General features: G+C 37.8%; 13 protein-coding genes and 2 pseudogenes. 5 read left to right on the top strand and 10 right to left on the bottom strand.

Annotated features, from left to right (window positions below; all coding sequences use genetic code 11):
* Nucleotides 1–9 precede the first annotated feature (9 nt).
* Nucleotides 10–3,882, bottom strand: a complete 3,873-nt coding sequence (locus C1A05_RS14045; protein WP_102028867.1) for a VWA domain-containing protein — start codon at nucleotides 3,880–3,882, stop codon at nucleotides 10–12.
* Nucleotides 3,879–5,351: a hypothetical protein gene (locus C1A05_RS14040; protein ID WP_102028866.1), complete on the bottom strand. Its 1,473-nt coding sequence runs from the start codon at nucleotides 5,349–5,351 to the stop codon at nucleotides 3,879–3,881. The genes C1A05_RS14045 and C1A05_RS14040 overlap by 4 nt, the downstream gene beginning before the upstream one ends.
* A 290-nt stretch (nucleotides 5,352–5,641) precedes the next feature.
* Here C1A05_RS14040 and C1A05_RS14035 point away from each other — a divergent pair, with 290 nt between their 5' ends.
* Nucleotides 5,642–5,986, top strand: coding sequence for a hypothetical protein (locus C1A05_RS14035; protein ID WP_102028865.1), 345 nt, complete (start codon nucleotides 5,642–5,644; stop codon nucleotides 5,984–5,986).
* Between the two features lie 12 nt (nucleotides 5,987–5,998).
* Here the strand turns inward: C1A05_RS14035 and C1A05_RS14030 are convergent, their stop codons facing one another.
* Nucleotides 5,999–6,565: an NADPH-dependent FMN reductase gene (locus tag C1A05_RS14030; protein WP_102028864.1), complete on the bottom strand. Its 567-nt coding sequence runs from the start codon at nucleotides 6,563–6,565 to the stop codon at nucleotides 5,999–6,001.
* Between the two features lie 12 nt (nucleotides 6,566–6,577).
* Nucleotides 6,578–7,636: an LLM class flavin-dependent oxidoreductase gene (locus C1A05_RS14025; protein ID WP_102028967.1), complete on the bottom strand. Its 1,059-nt coding sequence runs from the start codon at nucleotides 7,634–7,636 to the stop codon at nucleotides 6,578–6,580.
* Nucleotides 7,637–7,809: 173 nt separating this feature from the next.
* On the opposite strand from C1A05_RS14025, the gene C1A05_RS14020 reads away from it, so the two are divergent.
* The gene (locus C1A05_RS14020) at nucleotides 7,810–8,151 is read left to right on the top strand and encodes a winged helix-turn-helix transcriptional regulator (RefSeq protein ID WP_102028863.1); all 342 of its coding nucleotides are present in this window, start codon (nucleotides 7,810–7,812) and stop codon (nucleotides 8,149–8,151) included.
* An 85-nt stretch (nucleotides 8,152–8,236) separates the two neighbouring features.
* Here C1A05_RS14020 and C1A05_RS14015 read toward each other — a convergent pair whose 3' ends face one another.
* A complete protein-coding gene (locus tag C1A05_RS14015) occupies nucleotides 8,237–8,812 on the bottom strand; it encodes a vWA domain-containing protein (RefSeq protein WP_102028862.1) in 576 nt (191 codons plus the stop codon).
* A gap of 97 nt (nucleotides 8,813–8,909) precedes the next feature.
* Here C1A05_RS14015 and C1A05_RS14010 point away from each other — a divergent pair, with 97 nt between their 5' ends.
* Nucleotides 8,910–9,392 (top strand): hypothetical protein, encoded by a 483-nt coding sequence (locus tag C1A05_RS14010; RefSeq protein ID WP_102028861.1) that lies wholly within the window; start codon nucleotides 8,910–8,912, stop codon nucleotides 9,390–9,392.
* 13 nt (nucleotides 9,393–9,405) lie between these two features.
* On the opposite strand, the pseudogene C1A05_RS14005 reads toward C1A05_RS14010, so the two are convergent.
* The 3 genes and pseudogenes from C1A05_RS14005 to C1A05_RS18195 all read right to left on the bottom strand — a co-directional run.
* A pseudogene (locus C1A05_RS14005) lies at nucleotides 9,406–9,801 on the bottom strand (elongation factor G); the annotation flags it as partial.
* Nucleotides 9,802–9,816: 15 nt separating this feature from the next.
* Nucleotides 9,817–9,924: pseudogene (locus tag C1A05_RS14000) on the bottom strand (GTP-binding protein); the annotation flags it as partial.
* Nucleotides 9,925–10,081: 157 nt separating this feature from the next.
* Complete coding sequence (locus tag C1A05_RS18195; protein ID WP_200816504.1) at nucleotides 10,082–10,252, bottom strand: hypothetical protein; 171 nt, start codon at nucleotides 10,250–10,252, stop codon at nucleotides 10,082–10,084.
* 131 nt (nucleotides 10,253–10,383) lie between these two features.
* On the opposite strand from C1A05_RS18195, the gene C1A05_RS13995 reads away from it, so the two are divergent.
* Together C1A05_RS13995 and C1A05_RS13990 are read left to right on the top strand one after the other, a co-directional pair.
* Nucleotides 10,384–11,301, top strand: coding sequence for an SDR family oxidoreductase (locus tag C1A05_RS13995; protein WP_102028859.1), 918 nt, complete (start codon nucleotides 10,384–10,386; stop codon nucleotides 11,299–11,301).
* Nucleotides 11,302–11,411: 110 nt separating this feature from the next.
* Nucleotides 11,412–12,644, top strand: a complete 1,233-nt coding sequence (locus C1A05_RS13990) for an EAL and HDOD domain-containing protein (protein ID WP_102028858.1) — start codon at nucleotides 11,412–11,414, stop codon at nucleotides 12,642–12,644.
* Nucleotides 12,645–12,727: 83 nt separating this feature from the next.
* Here the strand turns inward: C1A05_RS13990 and C1A05_RS13985 are convergent, their stop codons facing one another.
* Both C1A05_RS13985 and C1A05_RS13980 read right to left on the bottom strand, forming a co-directional pair.
* A complete protein-coding gene (locus tag C1A05_RS13985; RefSeq protein WP_200816503.1) occupies nucleotides 12,728–15,106 on the bottom strand; it encodes a polyprenyl synthetase family protein in 2,379 nt (792 codons plus the stop codon).
* Nucleotides 15,107–15,473: 367 nt separating this feature from the next.
* Entirely contained in the window at nucleotides 15,474–16,559 is a 1,086-nt protein-coding gene (locus tag C1A05_RS13980) for a glycosyltransferase family 2 protein (RefSeq protein WP_200816502.1), read from the bottom strand.
* Nucleotides 16,560–16,617: the final 58 nt, after the last annotated feature.

Raw genomic sequence — 16,617 nt, 5'->3', positions numbered from 1 at the left:
CCACTTTCCTTAATTAAAGATATTCAAATCATCTTTATCAAATTCAAACTTCGTCCAACCTACTTGGCCACTTATTTTTACATCGGATCGCCCAAGGTCTGATGGAACAATTTCAAAGTTGGCTTTTGCCATCACTTTCAGATCGAATGGTAAATTTTTCTCGATCCCTGATTCATGATAGATAACAAGGTCGTTCCAGTAAGCTGGATCGTTAAATACGATTGTCGTTTTAAACGTTTTGTCATTTTGTTTTAATTCCGACTCAATGAGATTTTTGGTATATCTACTATTTGCTTCTACTACGTTAAATCCGATTACTTGACCTGTTGCCTTTCCGGTCCCTTCCCAATCACTGGTAAAGGCGTTTTTTAGCAGTCCAGAAATGTCTAGACCAAGTAATTGCGTATTTTCATCAAGTTCAAATAGTTTAATATTCATAATCTCAAAGTTGTTGATTTCCTGAATGGCCATTTGAATTACTGGGTCTGCAACGGTTCCGACGCCGACGTCAAATCCGCCCTCTCGATAAGAAGTAGCGTCAACTAATAATCCCGCTTTATTTAACGTAAGGCCAGTAGCTCCAATTGGTACATTTCCCTCTAACGTTAATCCAAATCGTGTTTTAAACGGATACTCTACACCGATGGAAAGATCTGCTGCTTCAAATACCCCTTTTAGTTTTCGGTTCGCAATTTCGAATCCTCCTACATTAGCATCAAACACAAATCGTTTCCGTATATCATCATACTGGAATCCACCGCCAACATCGGAGAAGCCAATTAGCCCAGCATCAAAACCTGAATAATTTATTTTCCCTGTAATATTCGCCTGGTCTGGTGAAATTTCAGCTGTGGCTTCCATGCTATAATCCAGTAGCTGTGATATTTTTTCAATCAGTCGTAAATTCGTCAAGGTTGTTTTACCAATTAACGACTTCGCATCAGAGCCATTAAATTTCGTTTCTGCGGTAAAGCTTCCTGGTGCCTTTTCTAGCTTCGCCTGATAACCCATATTCGTTAAGGCGATGTCAAAGCCCAATTTATTAAATGTGATGCCACTAAAGGATCCATTCGATAGATCGAAAAATTCCCCATAATCCTTTTTCTTCATGGTAATTTGTTCATTTATAAATTCATTTCGACCACCTAGCGTACTCTTGAAGAAACTAAGCTTTGAATCCTGCACATCAAATGCCAAGCCATTAAATGTCAGCTCTTCATCATTCTTTAACGTCATCTTCGCACCGCTCGGATATAAGAATTTATCAACACTTGGATTTCCGATACATTCAATTGTTGTCCCTTGAGCTTGACAGAAGTCCGCATAAAGGGTTGCCCAGCCAAAATCGTAATTATCCTGCATGCCAGGTTTTGATACAACGAATTCCGTTTGTGCTTCTTCCCCTTTATTGTTTACTGCTACGATTAAGTGTAATCCATAAGAAATGCTATCTGGTATCGTTATTTCGATTTCCTCATCACTTAAAATCTTGTAATCTTCTATTTCTTCTCCATTGATGGATAGAAGCTCCACATCCTTTAATCCTTTACCTGAAAGGATGGCTACTGTATCCCCTTTAGATTGATAGATGGTGCTTGGAATCATTTGATAAATGTCAAAATGAACATTTTCCTCGTCTTCTTCATCATCTCCAGGTCCAGCAGCTGGTGCAGCTAGCTCATACTCTTTCTTATCTGAAACTTGATCATATTGCGCTTTTACGATATGAGTTCCGTATTCCACTGGATCTAATTGATATGTTACACGATAGACATTGTCTAGCATCTCTGAAACCGAATCAAAGCCAGAGAATATTGTTGCTTCATTTGGTGTAGCAATGTACGCACCACCTGTTTCGACAGCAACCTCAGACAATGTTTCATAACCAGCACCGAATCCTACTGCAAAAATAGATATCCCATATTGGTTTGCTAAATCTATTACTTTAGCACGAGACTCTACTTGAGAAAATACATCATCTTCTCCATCTGAGAAAATAAAGAGCACTTTATGTCCATCCTCATTTTTTAAGCGCTCAAGCTCATAAATAAGGGAATCGGTTATATTCGTATTTCCTCCAGCACTTAGCCCCATAACACTACTTACTAATGCTCCTTTATCCTTCGTAAAGGATTGTACAAGGGTTGGAGCCGAATTAAAGGAAACGAGCTCTGCTTGTTCATAATCTTTGATTTGTTGGAGGAAGGATGCGCCAGCACTTTTTGCCATTTCAATCCGACTACCATCCATACTTCCACTAACATCAAGCACTAACCCGATTGAACGGAGACTATTCCCATCATCTAAATCACTTAATCGCTCAAAGGTAAAGTCCTCTATCGGTTTTCCATTATCGGTAATCGAGAGCTTTCCTTTCGATAAGTCTTCCATGTTTTCAGCGCCTAAATATAACGTAATTTCCCCATCGTCATTTGGCTCTATGTTCATAATGGAAATACGCTCGTTTGTTGGCTCTTTTATCGTCTCCGTTAGAAAATATTCATAACTCTCCTCCGAAACGGTACGCTCATCCCCATAAATCGTTGGCGTATGGAAGCTTGCATAAAGGTCTTCCTTCATTTGATACATTTCCTCCATATAGGGCCTACGCTCTGTAAAGGACGAAGTATTCGTTAAATCCTTCGACTTTTCATCGTTGTATTGTATCGTATTGATGACCATTTGCTCGAAAACCCCGAGCTCATCCTTATGATTTAACATTTCTTGAATATACGCTTTTGCTGTTTCGTTATCTCCTTTATTAAAATAATAGCGAGACATTCGAACATCAATCGTTGGATTTTCATCCGATTGTCCTTCTATCGAATCTACAAGCGCAAAAGCCAATTCATTCGAAAGCTGTTTGGAGTAATCAAATGCAAATTCTTCGTTATTTGAATCGTCTTTCTCGTCCTTCAAAACATCCTCTACTTGCATCTTTTCATACGTTTCAATTGCACTTTGAACCGCACCGAGCTTCGCAAAGTTATATTGCGGAAGTGTTTGTGCAGCCTCCGATGGGACATATTCTCCATTTAAATAAATTTCACTTAACATTGTGATAGCTTCATGGTCACTCGGGTAATCCTGAATCACGTCGATTAAGTATTTTTCTGCGGCACTATTATTTTGGAAAAACATGCTTGATTTTGCGATTTCCTTTTTGATTACAGGATTACGGATTGTCACATCCTCCGTATTTAATACAGTGTCAAGCTTTTCCCGTGCTTCACTAGTATCTCCATTTATACTCGTTAAAAAGATTAATCGCTCCCGATCGATTGTCGCTAAAAAGCTTAGCTCTGTCTCGTCAAATTTCGAATTCTTTTCAACGGACTCTTTTATTTCAGCTAAAATATCATGAATTGGTTCAAGCGCACTTTCTTCTATCTCTCCTGTTTGTTCATTGACTTCTTCAGGTAGTGCCTCTGCGATGCTTAAGGCATCCTCTACCATATTCACAGTTAAATATTCTGAGGCCTCAACAGATCGTTTCACTTCTTCTAATAGCTTTACTGCACGATTTATATCGTTATTTTTTAGTAGTGTTAAAGAAAACAAGAATTTATTTTCAATAGTTGGGGTTTCTTCCCATTTATGCTTTATGCTTAACTGACTTAGTCCTGCATCCTCCGTTAATACCCAATCTGCATTTTTGTATAAGTCAACAGCAGGATCATAAGGTACCTTTGCTTCATGGTTATCCGTTAAGACCTGAAAGCTAGCAAGCCCCATAATGCCAATCATGACCACACCTAAGGGGAAAAACTTCATTATTTTCCAATCCGGACGATACTTTTTTAAGGCGATGAAAAGAGAGAGAATGGCGATAAAAAATACGATGCATGTTGCTATAACGCCAATATATAACAGTTGATTCATGTCTCTTCACCTACTCTCTTTTTCGATATTACATTTGGAAGGTAAACGTATGCGACATATACCAATCCAATGACAATTGCAGCACATAGGAATACTTGGAATGCATTAAATCCAGCAATTCCCTCTGTGCTACGATTTTTGAAAGAAATTGTTAACCAGTTGGCGAGTAATGTAACAACTGCTGCTACTCCGACTCCATGATAAACCTTAGTCATAACTGGTACATTTTGTGGCAATTTTGTAGCCGCATAAATAAACGCAATCAATAATGCAAATGGATGCCAAACAAAACGAGCCGAATTCACACCGTCCGTCCATGAGGCAGCATTTTCCATTCCGATTGCATTGCTACCAGTCAGGATATTAATGGAAAATGGATTGGATACTTGTATCAGCTCTCCTAATAGTGGTGTTGTAATCTGCCATGTGCCACCTATTGCATAAAGCTGTTCAGCTAAAACAATGTTAGGCAATAATAAGTAAAATAATGGGTCATTACGATAAATAAACCACATGGTTCCAGGACTCGAGATAGGCTGTGCCATTAATGTGGCAGGATTTGTAAACAACCACGTTACAATCATTAGAATACAAATAAAAGCCTCTAAAAAAAGCAAGGTAATGAAAAAGGTTTTCAAAGGCTGTAGCACAGTGAACCATTTACCTTTCTCGCTATCTTTCAGCTTCCATGGACCAAACCCTATCAATCCAGCCATACAAACAATTAGAAATGCCTTTACGAGTACACCAAATCCAGAGAAGGAGACTTCCAATGCATGCTCATTGCTAACATAGGTTGGTTTCATAATTTGTAAAACAAGTATAAGTACGAAACTATAAATGAGTGCAGAAATACCAACAATTGCAAGCTTTTGCATTGGAGTTGCCTTTATAAATCGTTTCAAAAAGTAAAAAGCAACTGCAAGTAATGTAATTGTTGCGATAATGGCTAGAATTACAGGGAACTGAAAAGTAAACTCTGTTAGAGGATCCCTACCGCCGTCCTCCCAAACGGTTCCCTTCATTGTGCCTCCATGCATCGCAAGCAAAACATCAAACATAGTCAGCTTCATCGTAGATAAAAGAGATATTGCTACTTGCTCCCCTAATTGAAGGGTGGATGTAAAAAACAAAAATATGTAATCCTTAATTACGCGCGATCCATTCAGAAGTGGAGCTAAAATAGCCGACAACAGAACAAAAACAACTAAGGATCCAACTGGAATCCCGACTCCCTTTGCCAATGTCACATTATCCAAATTCCATGTGAATTGGATGGGTGGTTTATTCTTTTCTTTTTTCTTTTGTTTATTTACGAGATTCGTAGTTTTTTGCTCTATTCTTTCATTGTTCTCCTGTGTGTTTTCTCTATCTTTTGACTGTGCTTGCTGAACCGTTTGTAAATTTTCCCCACATGTATTACAAAATTTATTACTGTGTTGCTCGGTATGACAGCTGGGACATATCAAGTCTTGTACCTCCTAACTTTTGGTTACTATTGCTACTACATATATTACTATATTATTACAAAAAACATTATAAAATCTCGAAAAAGGACGATGAAATAGATATTTGGAAATAGGTCCTTTTCTTCAGGAAAAACCTGGATACATCGTATATCCAACGAAAGACTCATTATTATGAAATTGGAACCATACGAAAATAACCATCCCCTAAATTTCCAAGGGGATGGTTATTTTTTACACCACTTACGATATAATGATTATAACTTAGTAGTACGAATTAAGGAGAGAAGTATATGAAATTAGAATTTGGAAATGTAACCATAAATTTGCTGGCTCTTTTTATCTTCATTCTCATTTTAATTGGCTTTTCTTTCATTCGAAAATGGGGAAAAGAATTGAACAATCGCTATGCTACACTCTTCTTCTATTTTCTTATCAGTACGTTTGTTGCACCACTGTATTCTTACTACTCAGACGAGCGTTCCTTTGAGCTATGGTTTCCAATTGGATTTACACTCATCCTGCTTTATATAGTGGCAAACAAAGATTTTCATGCTTCCAAAATAAAGGCTAGTTTATTAGGTTTTGCTATTGCCATATTTAGACTGATACAGGAATATACTGATTTCCTTGCATAAATTGAATCTCCTTTAAAAACCGTATTCTGCATCCTTTGCTTCACGGATTTTTTCATAGGTTTCCGTTAACATCACCGTATCTTCAATTAAGCGATCGATGCGAAATAACACATCGTCATTCACAATTTCTTTCCGATGAAAGTCTTTTTCCTCAATAAACACATAGGTTTGGACAATTTGTGCTTTCATATAGGCTAAAATGGGCTTCAACTGCTGCTCCGCGATTAAATAATGCTTGGAAGATCCCGCCGTAACAATCATGCTTACAATTTTATCTTGAAAAGCATTAACAGGTAGCAAGTCAAACACATTTTTCAATGTAGCTGGAATGGACGCTTGGAAGATAGGAGTCCCGAATATAATTGCATCTGCTTCCATTATTTTTTCTGTTATATATTTTGTATCCCCTTCATACTCCATATAGTTCCGTCCATCACTAAACTGAATTTGATAATCTGCTAAATCCAGTAATGTAACTTCTGCATCAGGGTATTTTTCCTGAATTTTAGTAGAAGTATAATTCATTGCCGTTCTTGTTTTGGAACCAACGATAGAGCCGGAGAGTAGTACGATATTCATCTAGTGCGCCTCCTACTTTTGTGCAGTATGTTTTTTAATAGCTGGTAGTATTTCTGTACCAATATAATCTATATTTCGTTTAAGCTTGTCAAAGGAAACCCCACCAAAATCCATTTGAGCAATATAACGTTGATGGCCAAAAAGCTCATGCTGATATAGGATTTTTTCGATAATCTGTTGTGGACTTCCAATATTCATAATATCACGTGGGTCTGCACCTTGTGCAAAAAGCTGCTTCGCAAATCCTCTTCCATTTGTTAGCTTCATTCCTTCATTAATAAAAGGATATGTCTCTCGTTGTGCTTGCTGTGTGGTTTCCGCAGCATAGAAAAATCCTGCTGTTGCGATTGGCAAATCTTCTGGATTATGACCATTTTGACTTGCAGCTGCTCGATAAGCATCGATGGAGCGTTTGAATACGGTTGCGGGACCACCGAGATGAGCTAGAAACATTGGAACGCCAGCAAGACCTGCTTTTATAGCACTCGTAGGCGTTCCTCCAACCGCACGCCAAATTGGCAAGAAGCCATCCTTCGGGCGTGGTAATACCTTGGCATTTCGTAATGGCGCTCGGTATTGACCGCTCCAATTGACAACCTCCTCTTCGTTAATTTTTCGAAGAAGCTCAAATTTTTCCTCAAACAACTCTTCATAATCATGTAGATCATAGCCTAACAATTCAAAAAGACCTACTCTTGACGCACGGCCTGCAATAATTTCTGCACGGCCATCGGAAATTAAGTCAATTGTCGCAAAATCCTCAAATACACGAACAGGATCTGACGTGCTTATAATCGTCGACGAGCTCGCTACTTTTATCTTTTCCGTCGCCTGTGCAACCGCAGATAAAACAACGGAATGTGCCTGAGTCGTAAAGTATTCCTGATGACTTTCCCCCACACTAAAAAAGTCAATGCCAGCCTGCTCAGCAAGCTTAGCCAATTCAATAATCTCCTTTAAACGTTGTTGTGCAGGAATTCGCTCCTTTGTATGTGGATCTGGAATGTGATCCCCTAATGTATATAAACCAAATTCTAATCCTTTATTTGGATTGATCCGATATTTTTCCATTGTACTTTTCATTCTGTTATCCCTTCCTTTGTCTAAAAGAAATGTATCCTTTTATGTGTACAAGAATCAACTTTCCTGTTTATAATGATATTATGTAACATATAGGACAAAAGTAGAAGTACGCACTTCGAAGTGACATAGTATCCCAAAAGATACTAAAGGAGAGTATGGAGATGAACATTGAACCAGATTTATGTAAAGTAGAGGATGCATTAGGCATACTCGTAGGGAAATGGAAGCCGATTATTCTTTTACACCTGTTAAAAGAAGGTACCCAACGCTTCAGTGAATTGAGACGAAGCATGCCTGGCATTACACAAAAAATGTTAACGAAACAATTACGAGAATTAGAGGAAGAAGATATTGTTGAGCGGACCGTTTATCCTCAAGTCCCCCCAAAAGTAGAATACTCCATTACGGAATACGGCAAAACGTTAGAGCCAATCTTAAGAAGCATGCATGAATGGGGCACGAAACATACCTTGCATAAAATGCAGAAAAAGCAAAGTAGTTAACTGTTCCACCTAAAGATGGAAGCCAAATTTCGTACGTGGATAATAAAAAGGACGTCCTTCCTATCGTTTGAAGGACGTCCTCTATTTATTTTCGCTTGCTTGTCAATTCCTCACTCACCATGTCATACATATGTTGTACACCATCCTCCGTTGCTTCGAAAGAATAGGCTCGCTCTACATGGATACCGATGTTCTCAGCTTCCTTTGCGACGTCGATGTTGGCTCCTAGAAAGATAAATTCCCAGCCTTGCTTTTCCTGCTGCTTCGTTATCATTTCTTGTACTTTTGGATACGTGAATTCCCGACTAGCATTCTCCATCCCATCTGTCGTAATAACAAAAAGAACATGTTCAGGACTTTCATTACTAGTGGAATGCCGATACTGTACATCTACAATCGTTTTGCCAATAGCATCCAATAATGCCGTAGTTCCTCTTACATAATAGTCCCGGTCTGTTAATCGAACCTCTCTTGCATTAGCCCCATTCCATAACACTTCATATTCGTTGTCAAAAAGCACGGTTGTTACTTTTATTTCTCCAGGAATGTCACACTGCCTATCCAATAACGCATTAAATCCACCTATTGTATCCTGCTCTAATCCTGCCATGGAGCCGCTTCGATCTAGTAAAAATATAATTTCCGTTACACCTTGTTTCATATCCATCATCCTCCTAAAAACTCTTGATGGTATAATAGTAACGAAATAAATCGTTATTTAGGTCGCTTCTAAGGCGACATCTCGAGGAGGAGTTAAGTTGCTTGACCCAAACCTGCTGAAGGAACTAAAAGATTTTGTTGAACGTAACCTGGAAGTGGTGCCTTTAGAAAGCCCAAGCGTACATACTAGTTATCATCTAGTAGAAAATCAAACCGAATTAGTAGATTTCATTGAGAAACATCGTAATCCAAGCTTTCAGCAAACGCTATTCCACTACATCGATGTATCAGGAGCAACGGATCCAGAAATCTATAAAAAAGCCGGGATCGACCGTCGCCTTTTCTCAAAGCTACGTTCAAACCCCGACTACCATCCAAGCAAATCTACCGTTATCGCTCTCGCCCTTGCATTAGAACTAAATAAAGAGGATACAACGGAGCTGTTGCATACTGCTGGATATACGTTATCCCAAAGTGACTTGTTTGATTTAATTATCGAGTTTTGCATTGAAAAGAAGATGTATAACATCCATGAAGTGAATCTGGCGTTGGATCAATTTCAATTAAAACCATTGCTATAATACTCTTCGGGCTCTATAAACAATGCATCATCTTTTCTGCTTCATCCCATTTCACCGAATATCCGGAGCCTTTCGCACAAAAAATGGAGGAAGACGTGTATTCAGGGTCCGCTTCTTTGTTATAAGCAATCCTTTCCATCACTTCTTGCTCATTATGGCAACGATCATAGCCAGCAAAGGTTAAATGAATACGCCCTTTTCCACGGGTAAAAGATGCCAATGCTGTACTGTAATCCATAAACGTTGCTACGGGAGCCTTCCCTACTATAATCACCCGCTCCCCTTCCGTCACTGGAGGCTCACACTGTCCGTATGCATGCTGAATATCCGTTAATAGGCGTCCCATTTGATTAACATCTACTGTAATTTTAAAGTGATAGTAGGGCTCCAGCAGTATGTTTTTTGCTTTCTAGGCATTTTTATGATCCACTCGACCTCGTTTTTGAATGCTTTTTGTATGAAAGAGTAGCTGCTCCGAAAAAGTAGTTTTCCCCGCGTCCACATGTGCTAATATTCCAATTGTCTTTTCCATTTTTCCGTTATACTCCTAGTTCATATTTTCTGATTTTATTATAACAGGTAGTCTGTAAATACTTGAAGAAATCAGAAAATCCAAACCAAGAAAATACCTATTGGGTCCCTTTGCTTGGTTTAGATGTCTAAACGCTTTACACCAGTATCTCCCTAATCTAAATCACTGGATAATAATGATCATATTTAGGATCTTTGTAATACGGTGGTCTTGGTCCTATTTTCGGAACCTTCAGCTTCTTCTTATTATCGTTATATCTCATTTTTTCTGTATCTTTCGTAACGTTAATAAGTAGCCTCTCTACCTCTGGATTATAATAATATTTCAATGTTATCCCTCCTATACTCCTATCCTATTCGCTTTCGTTACTTATGGGATACATTCTTCACATGCACGGTTAGTGCCTATTTTTCATAAAGTAACCACAACACGAACAATGGATTAGGAGGATGACCAATTATGTCGGATGAACAGAAAAATGAGATGCAATATCCGCTATATCCAAACTACGGTAAAATCACCCAATATGAGGATGTAGCCCTTACTGTACCTGAACAACGGCAATATCGTCAGCCTGGCGTAGAAAAGCTAATGGTGCCAAAACCAATTATTGAAAATCCAAATTATACAGGTACAGATAAATTAAAAGGAAAAGTTGCCCTGATTACTGGTGGTGATAGTGGAATGGGGGCAGCAGCTGCGATTGCTTTTGCAAAAGAGGGTGCAAATATAGCTATTGCCTATTTAGATGAGCATGAGGATGCAGAAAGAACGAAAAAACGCATCGAAGAACTAGGACAACAATGCTTGCTTTTACCAGGTGATCTACGTGAAAAAGCGCACTGTGTTCATATTGTAGAAAAGACAATAGACGCCTTTAAGCAGCTTGATGTGTTGTGCAATCATGTTGGCATTCAATTTCAACAGCTAAGCTTAACCGATATCACCGACGAACAATTTGATGACACCTTTAAGGTTAATATATACTCTCACTTTTACACTACAAGGGCAGCATTGAAGCACTTAAAAGCAGGAAGCTCCATTATTAATACGGCTTCTGTGGTTGCCTTTGATGGAAACGACCAATTAATCGATTATACTGCTACAAAAGCAGCAAACGTAGGCTTCACCCGGGCATTGGCCAGAAACTTAGTAACGAAAGGAATTCGTGTCAATGCGATAGCACCTGGACGTATTTGGACACCGCTCATTCCAGCTAGCTTTTCTGCTGATCAAGTACCTCTTGCTGGAAATCCAATGGACCGCCAAGGACAGCCGTTTGAGGTCGCACCAACCTTTGTCTATCTTGCATCCGATGATTCTAGATTTGTAACAGGTCAAACGTTGCATGTAAATGGCGGACAAATTTTTGGTTGACAATCTTTCACAAAAAAATATTTACTTTTATTTCCTTAATAGTAAAATAGTCTTATATAATTGAAATTTTTTACTATTTTAACGTTTTATCTATAGCAGAGGTGGAATTAGTGGAGGTATATGTAGGAAGACAACCAATTTTAAACACAAAACAAGATGTCTTTGGCTATGAATTATTATATCGGAACAGTATGCAAAATAAGTTTGCGAATATTGATGGTGATCAAGCTACCTCTAGTGTTATTACGAGCTTTATGGAAATTGGGATTAAAGAATTATCAGAGGGAAAACCTTGCTTTATTAACTTCACAGAAAATCTATTAGAGTATTTAACACCTACTGTCTTCCCACCACATATGATTGTTGTGGAAATACTAGAGACGGTTAATCCTACAGACCACATCATAAATAGTTGCAAAGAGCTAAAGAAAATGGGGTACAAGATTGCTTTGGATGACTTTGAATGGAGAGGGGATCAGCACAATTTTATTAAGCTATTAGAGCTAGCAGATATCATTAAAATAGATACTCGTTTAACACCACGCCCCAAACAAATTGTATTCATGCAGTTATTAAAAAAATATAACGTTCAATTTTTAGCTGAGAAAGTCGAAACAATGGAAGAATATGAACAATGCTTACAGGATGGATATACCTATTTTCAAGGATACTTTTTCAGTAAGCCTACCATCTTATCGACGAAGGATGTACCTGCCCAGCACCAAAATTTTCTCGTTATGATGAATGAATTATCGAAAGAGGAACCAGATGTTCTAATGCTTGCAAGATTTATAGAAGCTGATATTTCCCTTTCTTATAAGCTATTGAAGTTAATCAACTCCCCTATTATAGGGATTAGCTATCAAATTAAATCCATACAGCAAGCAATTGTGTACTTAGGATTTAAAGAATTAAAAAAATGGATATTCCTTCTTTCTTTGCGAGAAAAATCAAAGAAAAAGGAAAAATATATAGACGAAGTAATAAAAATGAGTTTCATACGCGCAAAGGCAAGTGAACTCATTGCGCTAGAGAAAGGATTTCGCCATGAGGCATCCAGTTATTTTTTAGTAGGGTTACTTTCCTTAATGGATACATTAATGCAGCAACCATTGGAAAAGCTACTTAAGCAATTACCTTTAGATCCCGAAATAAAACACACACTAATGGGACAGCAAACAAAATACGTTCCAATCTATCAACTTGTTCTTTCACTAGAAAAATCAAATTGGGACACAATCGAAAAATTGGCTTATGAACTTCGAATATCAAGAGAGTGCGTTTATCAAATACATGTAGAAGCAGTGAAATGGACGAAAGAAATTATGGAGGGAACTATATAAGCTGAAGATGGGTGAGGGTCGTTCATAATCAATTGGCAAATTGAGGTTGTTGAATGAAAGAGGGTATATTTATACCCTCTCTTCTAATGATCACGATGAACAAAGTAATCTAGTAAATGCTTTAAAAAGTTTGTTTTGTGTGGCACTTCTTGTAAGGCTTCTAGTGCATTACAGTAATGATCCCACATGGCCATTCTAGCACCATCCAGCCCTAGAATGGATACAAAGGTAGAGTTATTATTTGTCACATCAATACCAACTTGCTTTCCTAACAAATCCGAATCTCCTTCAATATCTAGTAAATCATCCTTGATTTGAAACGCAATTCCCGCATGGTAGGCGTATTGTTTTAAACCTTGCATTTCCTTTTCTTCTACATGCGCTAGTATTGCTGGCATAAGAAGAGATGCTTCAAAGCCAAGGCCCGTTTTGTAAAAACTCATTGTATTTAGCTGTTCTAACGTCAACGTCTTCCCTTTTGAAGCTAAGTCCATCGCTTGCCCCTTACACATTTCCATCGTTTTTTCTGAAGAATACTGTATTAAACGAAGAACCGTCTCAGGATGAGCTGCCTGTAATGATGCTTGTTCCTGTACCGCCTTTTGAGTTAAATAAAGTCCTGTCAATTCAGCTACTGCAGTATTATACACTTTGTGTAAAGCTAGATTTCCCCTGCGCGTATCTGCGTTATCCTGCGCTGGTAAATCATCGAAAATAAGTGAAGCTGTGTGCATATACTCTAATGATTTTAAAAGTGGCGTTAAAGCATTACGATTTAGCCCATATTCATGAACACCTATAAACCAGGAGACAATTGGTCTGAGCCGTTTTCCATCAGTCGCTAAACTATAGTTTGCCGCCTCTGTAATCTGCTCTTTTAAATTTTTATTTTCCTGTACACTTTCTAACGTTAAATCGGAATTAACTTGTTTTCGAATCGTTTCAATCGTTTGTTGAAATTCCTCACGTTCCTTACGTTCTTTCTTAAAATTCGATAGCATATGGTCTCGTAGTAATTTATCAAAAAAGTCTACGTCGCTTGCCTTTTGGACGAGACGTTGAATTAATTTATTAAATTTTGGCATATCGGCAGCAAAAATTCCAATTATTTCATTGTATCTTTTAGTACCTAGCCGTTTCTTATTTCGCTTTAACCCATTTATCGCTCGATCTAAAATTACTTCAATAGACATTGGATCGTTTTGATACACGTGATGAATCAAATTTGAAATAACCGTCCAATATAGCTCAAATGGATTAATCAAATCATTACGCTGCTTATAGTATGTTAAATAATACGTATAGGGAGTTACAGCCCCCTCCTCCAAATCCTCAAACATATCCGCAAAGTCATCTGCTAGCTGATTATAGATTCCATAATAAAAGGTACGATCATCGATATGTTCATCCTCTGGTGTATTTAATAGCGTACGAACAATTAAACGGGAGGAAGAAGACTTTAGAATCACAGGGATATATAATTCTTCATTTGTGTACTGTTCATTTGCCAAATCCTTATTCCGATCGATTTCTTGAGAATTAAAAAAGATATACGACTCCTCTAAAAACTTATTTCTAGAAACTTCTGTTTGATGACTAAGGATTCGTTCAAATGCTTCTCGTAATTCAGAATGCACAAAGTATACAAATGCTTTATTTTCACCATTCCAATAATCTAAATTAGGTACTGTACCAGTGAGAAGGGTTTTACGTATCATTTGGGAATAATTTTTTTCCTCTTCAGCAGACAATATATTTGCATCAAGAAGGTCATCAATGAAGGGGTAGGTTAGACCATATGCATATCCTAATTGAATTGCTCGTTGGAGATTCCTTTCTCGTATTTCACTTGGTGTACTTTCATCCATTTCCTCTAACTCATGCATTAGCGTACCTGCAACGATTTTAATAATTTTTCGTTTCGCGTGTTCCGCATCCATGCCCTCTGGAATCTGACTCGTAACTGCCTTTAGTTTGTTTATTAGCCAAATAAAAGTGTCCTCAATGTTTTCCTTTTGTGCCATTCGATATAAGCCCGGCAGACGAAAAGGCTCCATATGTTCTTTATTTGAACGTAGCAATTGCTTTTTTAATTTTTTCACTACGGATTGTATACTGTTTTGAGTAGTACTATCATGCAATGCCTTCCCTAAGTCACGCATATAAAGATAGGATATGCTGCGTGTTAAATATCCATCTAGTTTACCCGTATAATTTAGCCACTGTATATAACTGTGATAACCTCGAATCTCATTCGCTTCTTTTCCCTTATGAAATAAAGATAAAAAAGGATGCCGAATATGGTTTTGTTTCCAATGATTTATATCTTTTGTGAGATTCGTTATATACGATTTTTGTTGAACCTGATTATACAAGGAACGAAAATAATTCGATGCCTTTCGCTCTGCCTTATCATAGATGTGCTTGGCATTTATCATATATTCCTCATTCATCTCCATCATACCTCTGCTTATGAACTTATTTATCGTAGTGACTTTATTTTAGCACGTTCTTCTGCTTTTTTCTTTTATCCTATCCCAATATATTCAAAATATCGAAATAGCAGACGCTTATTAAAAGAAAATAGGCAATATCCCAATGGAATATTGCCTATAGCACATTCTTTTTTCACCTTACATCATCAAGGGATTTCACTTCTGTGTGCGCAATTGGTTTCCACTCCACATTTTTAAATAATGCTACGACTGCAATGGGTATATACGTAAACATAAAAAAGGGAAATGTGAAGGTAAACCAGATTTTTTTCCAACTAGAACAATGGATCCTCTTCCATTCTGTCAAAGTTGTGATGAAACCAATCATGAATAGTTATCCATAATAACCAATAAGGGATTTTAACATCACGATATTCATTGCTTGGACAAATCCCTTCTCATCAATGACTTCAAAAACGGCGTTAACGTAAAAAACACCATTTACGAAAAGACTAAAAAGGGAAATGAGCAGGGCAGGCATAATCGTCATGGTCATGTCATAACAAGAAAAGCGATTACTCTTGCCAAAAAAGATGCTTTTAATTAAGTCTCTTCCATACTTTCCAAGCACTTGATAAAAGCCTTTTGCCCAACGTAATCTCTGATTCCAGGATTGTGGAAGGGTAGCCGGTTGTTCGTCGTAAAAAATAGCATGCTTGCAATAACCAATGGTTTCTCCCTTTAATATTTGATGAACTGAAAATTCAATGTCCTCAGTTAAAAGGTGATGAATCCACCCACCATTTTGTTTAATTAAATTCGCATGCACAAGAAACCCGGTTCCCGAAATAGCACAGCTCGTTTTCAAAACCATTCTCGGTAAATTAAGGTACTCCGCTTCGTGTAGAAACCAGAGCGAGTAACCCGCTGTAATCCAGTTTTGTCCATAGTTTTTTGAATTACGGTAACTTGTCACGACGCGATAACCACGATTAAACGTCTTATTCATCTCTGCTATATAATTTTCATCCAGTAAATTATCCGCATCAAATATAAGATACCCGTCGTACTGATTAGCCGCATATTCCTGCTCAATAATTTTTATCATGTAATCGAGTGCGTAACCTTTCCCAACAAGCAGCTTATTAAACCGCTCACGAACAATAGCTCCAGCTCGCTTGGCAACTTTAGCTGTTTGATCCGTACAATTGTCCGCTACAACAAAAATATCTACACAATCTTCTGGATAATTTTGATTTTTGATACTTTTGATCAATTCTCCAATAACAAGCTCTTCGTTCCTCGCTGCAATAATAGCCGCATAGTTATGTATCCGTACCTTTCTTTTAACAGCTTCCTTCTTCCGTTTCGCCCTAAACGCTATGTATATATAGACAAATTTATACGAGTACAGTACAGCGAACAGTAGAAACATGATGAGGTTAAAATACGTGATAAACGTTAAAAAAGGTGAGTCCAACATGACACCCCCAAAAAATATCGTTTTTCTCTCTTACCCACATCTTTCTCTTTATGGA

The organism is Salirhabdus sp. Marseille-P4669 (genome assembly GCF_900240405.1).
GTDB lineage: Bacteria > Bacillota > Bacilli > Bacillales > Alkalibacillaceae > OEQK01.
The sequence above is the reverse complement of the archived record's forward strand: the minus strand, read 5'-3'. Positions and strand labels throughout refer to the sequence as shown.

Coding starts and splice junctions, on each gene's coding strand:
- C1A05_RS14045 (WP_102028867.1), bottom strand. CDS start 3,882: ATGAATCAACTGTTATATATTGGCGTTATAGCAACATGCATCGTATTT.
- C1A05_RS14035 (WP_102028865.1), top strand. CDS start 5,642: ATGAAATTAGAATTTGGAAATGTAACCATAAATTTGCTGGCTCTTTTT.
- C1A05_RS14030 (WP_102028864.1), bottom strand. CDS start 6,565: ATGAATATCGTACTACTCTCCGGCTCTATCGTTGGTTCCAAAACAAGA.
- C1A05_RS14025 (WP_102028967.1), bottom strand. CDS start 7,636: ATGGAAAAATATCGGATCAATCCAAATAAAGGATTAGAATTTGGTTTA.
- C1A05_RS14020 (WP_102028863.1), top strand. CDS start 7,810: ATGAACATTGAACCAGATTTATGTAAAGTAGAGGATGCATTAGGCATA.
- C1A05_RS14015 (WP_102028862.1), bottom strand. CDS start 8,812: ATGAAACAAGGTGTAACGGAAATTATATTTTTACTAGATCGAAGCGGC.
- C1A05_RS13995 (WP_102028859.1), top strand. CDS start 10,384: ATGTCGGATGAACAGAAAAATGAGATGCAATATCCGCTATATCCAAAC.
- C1A05_RS13985 (WP_200816503.1), bottom strand. CDS start 15,106: ATGATGGAGATGAATGAGGAATATATGATAAATGCCAAGCACATCTAT.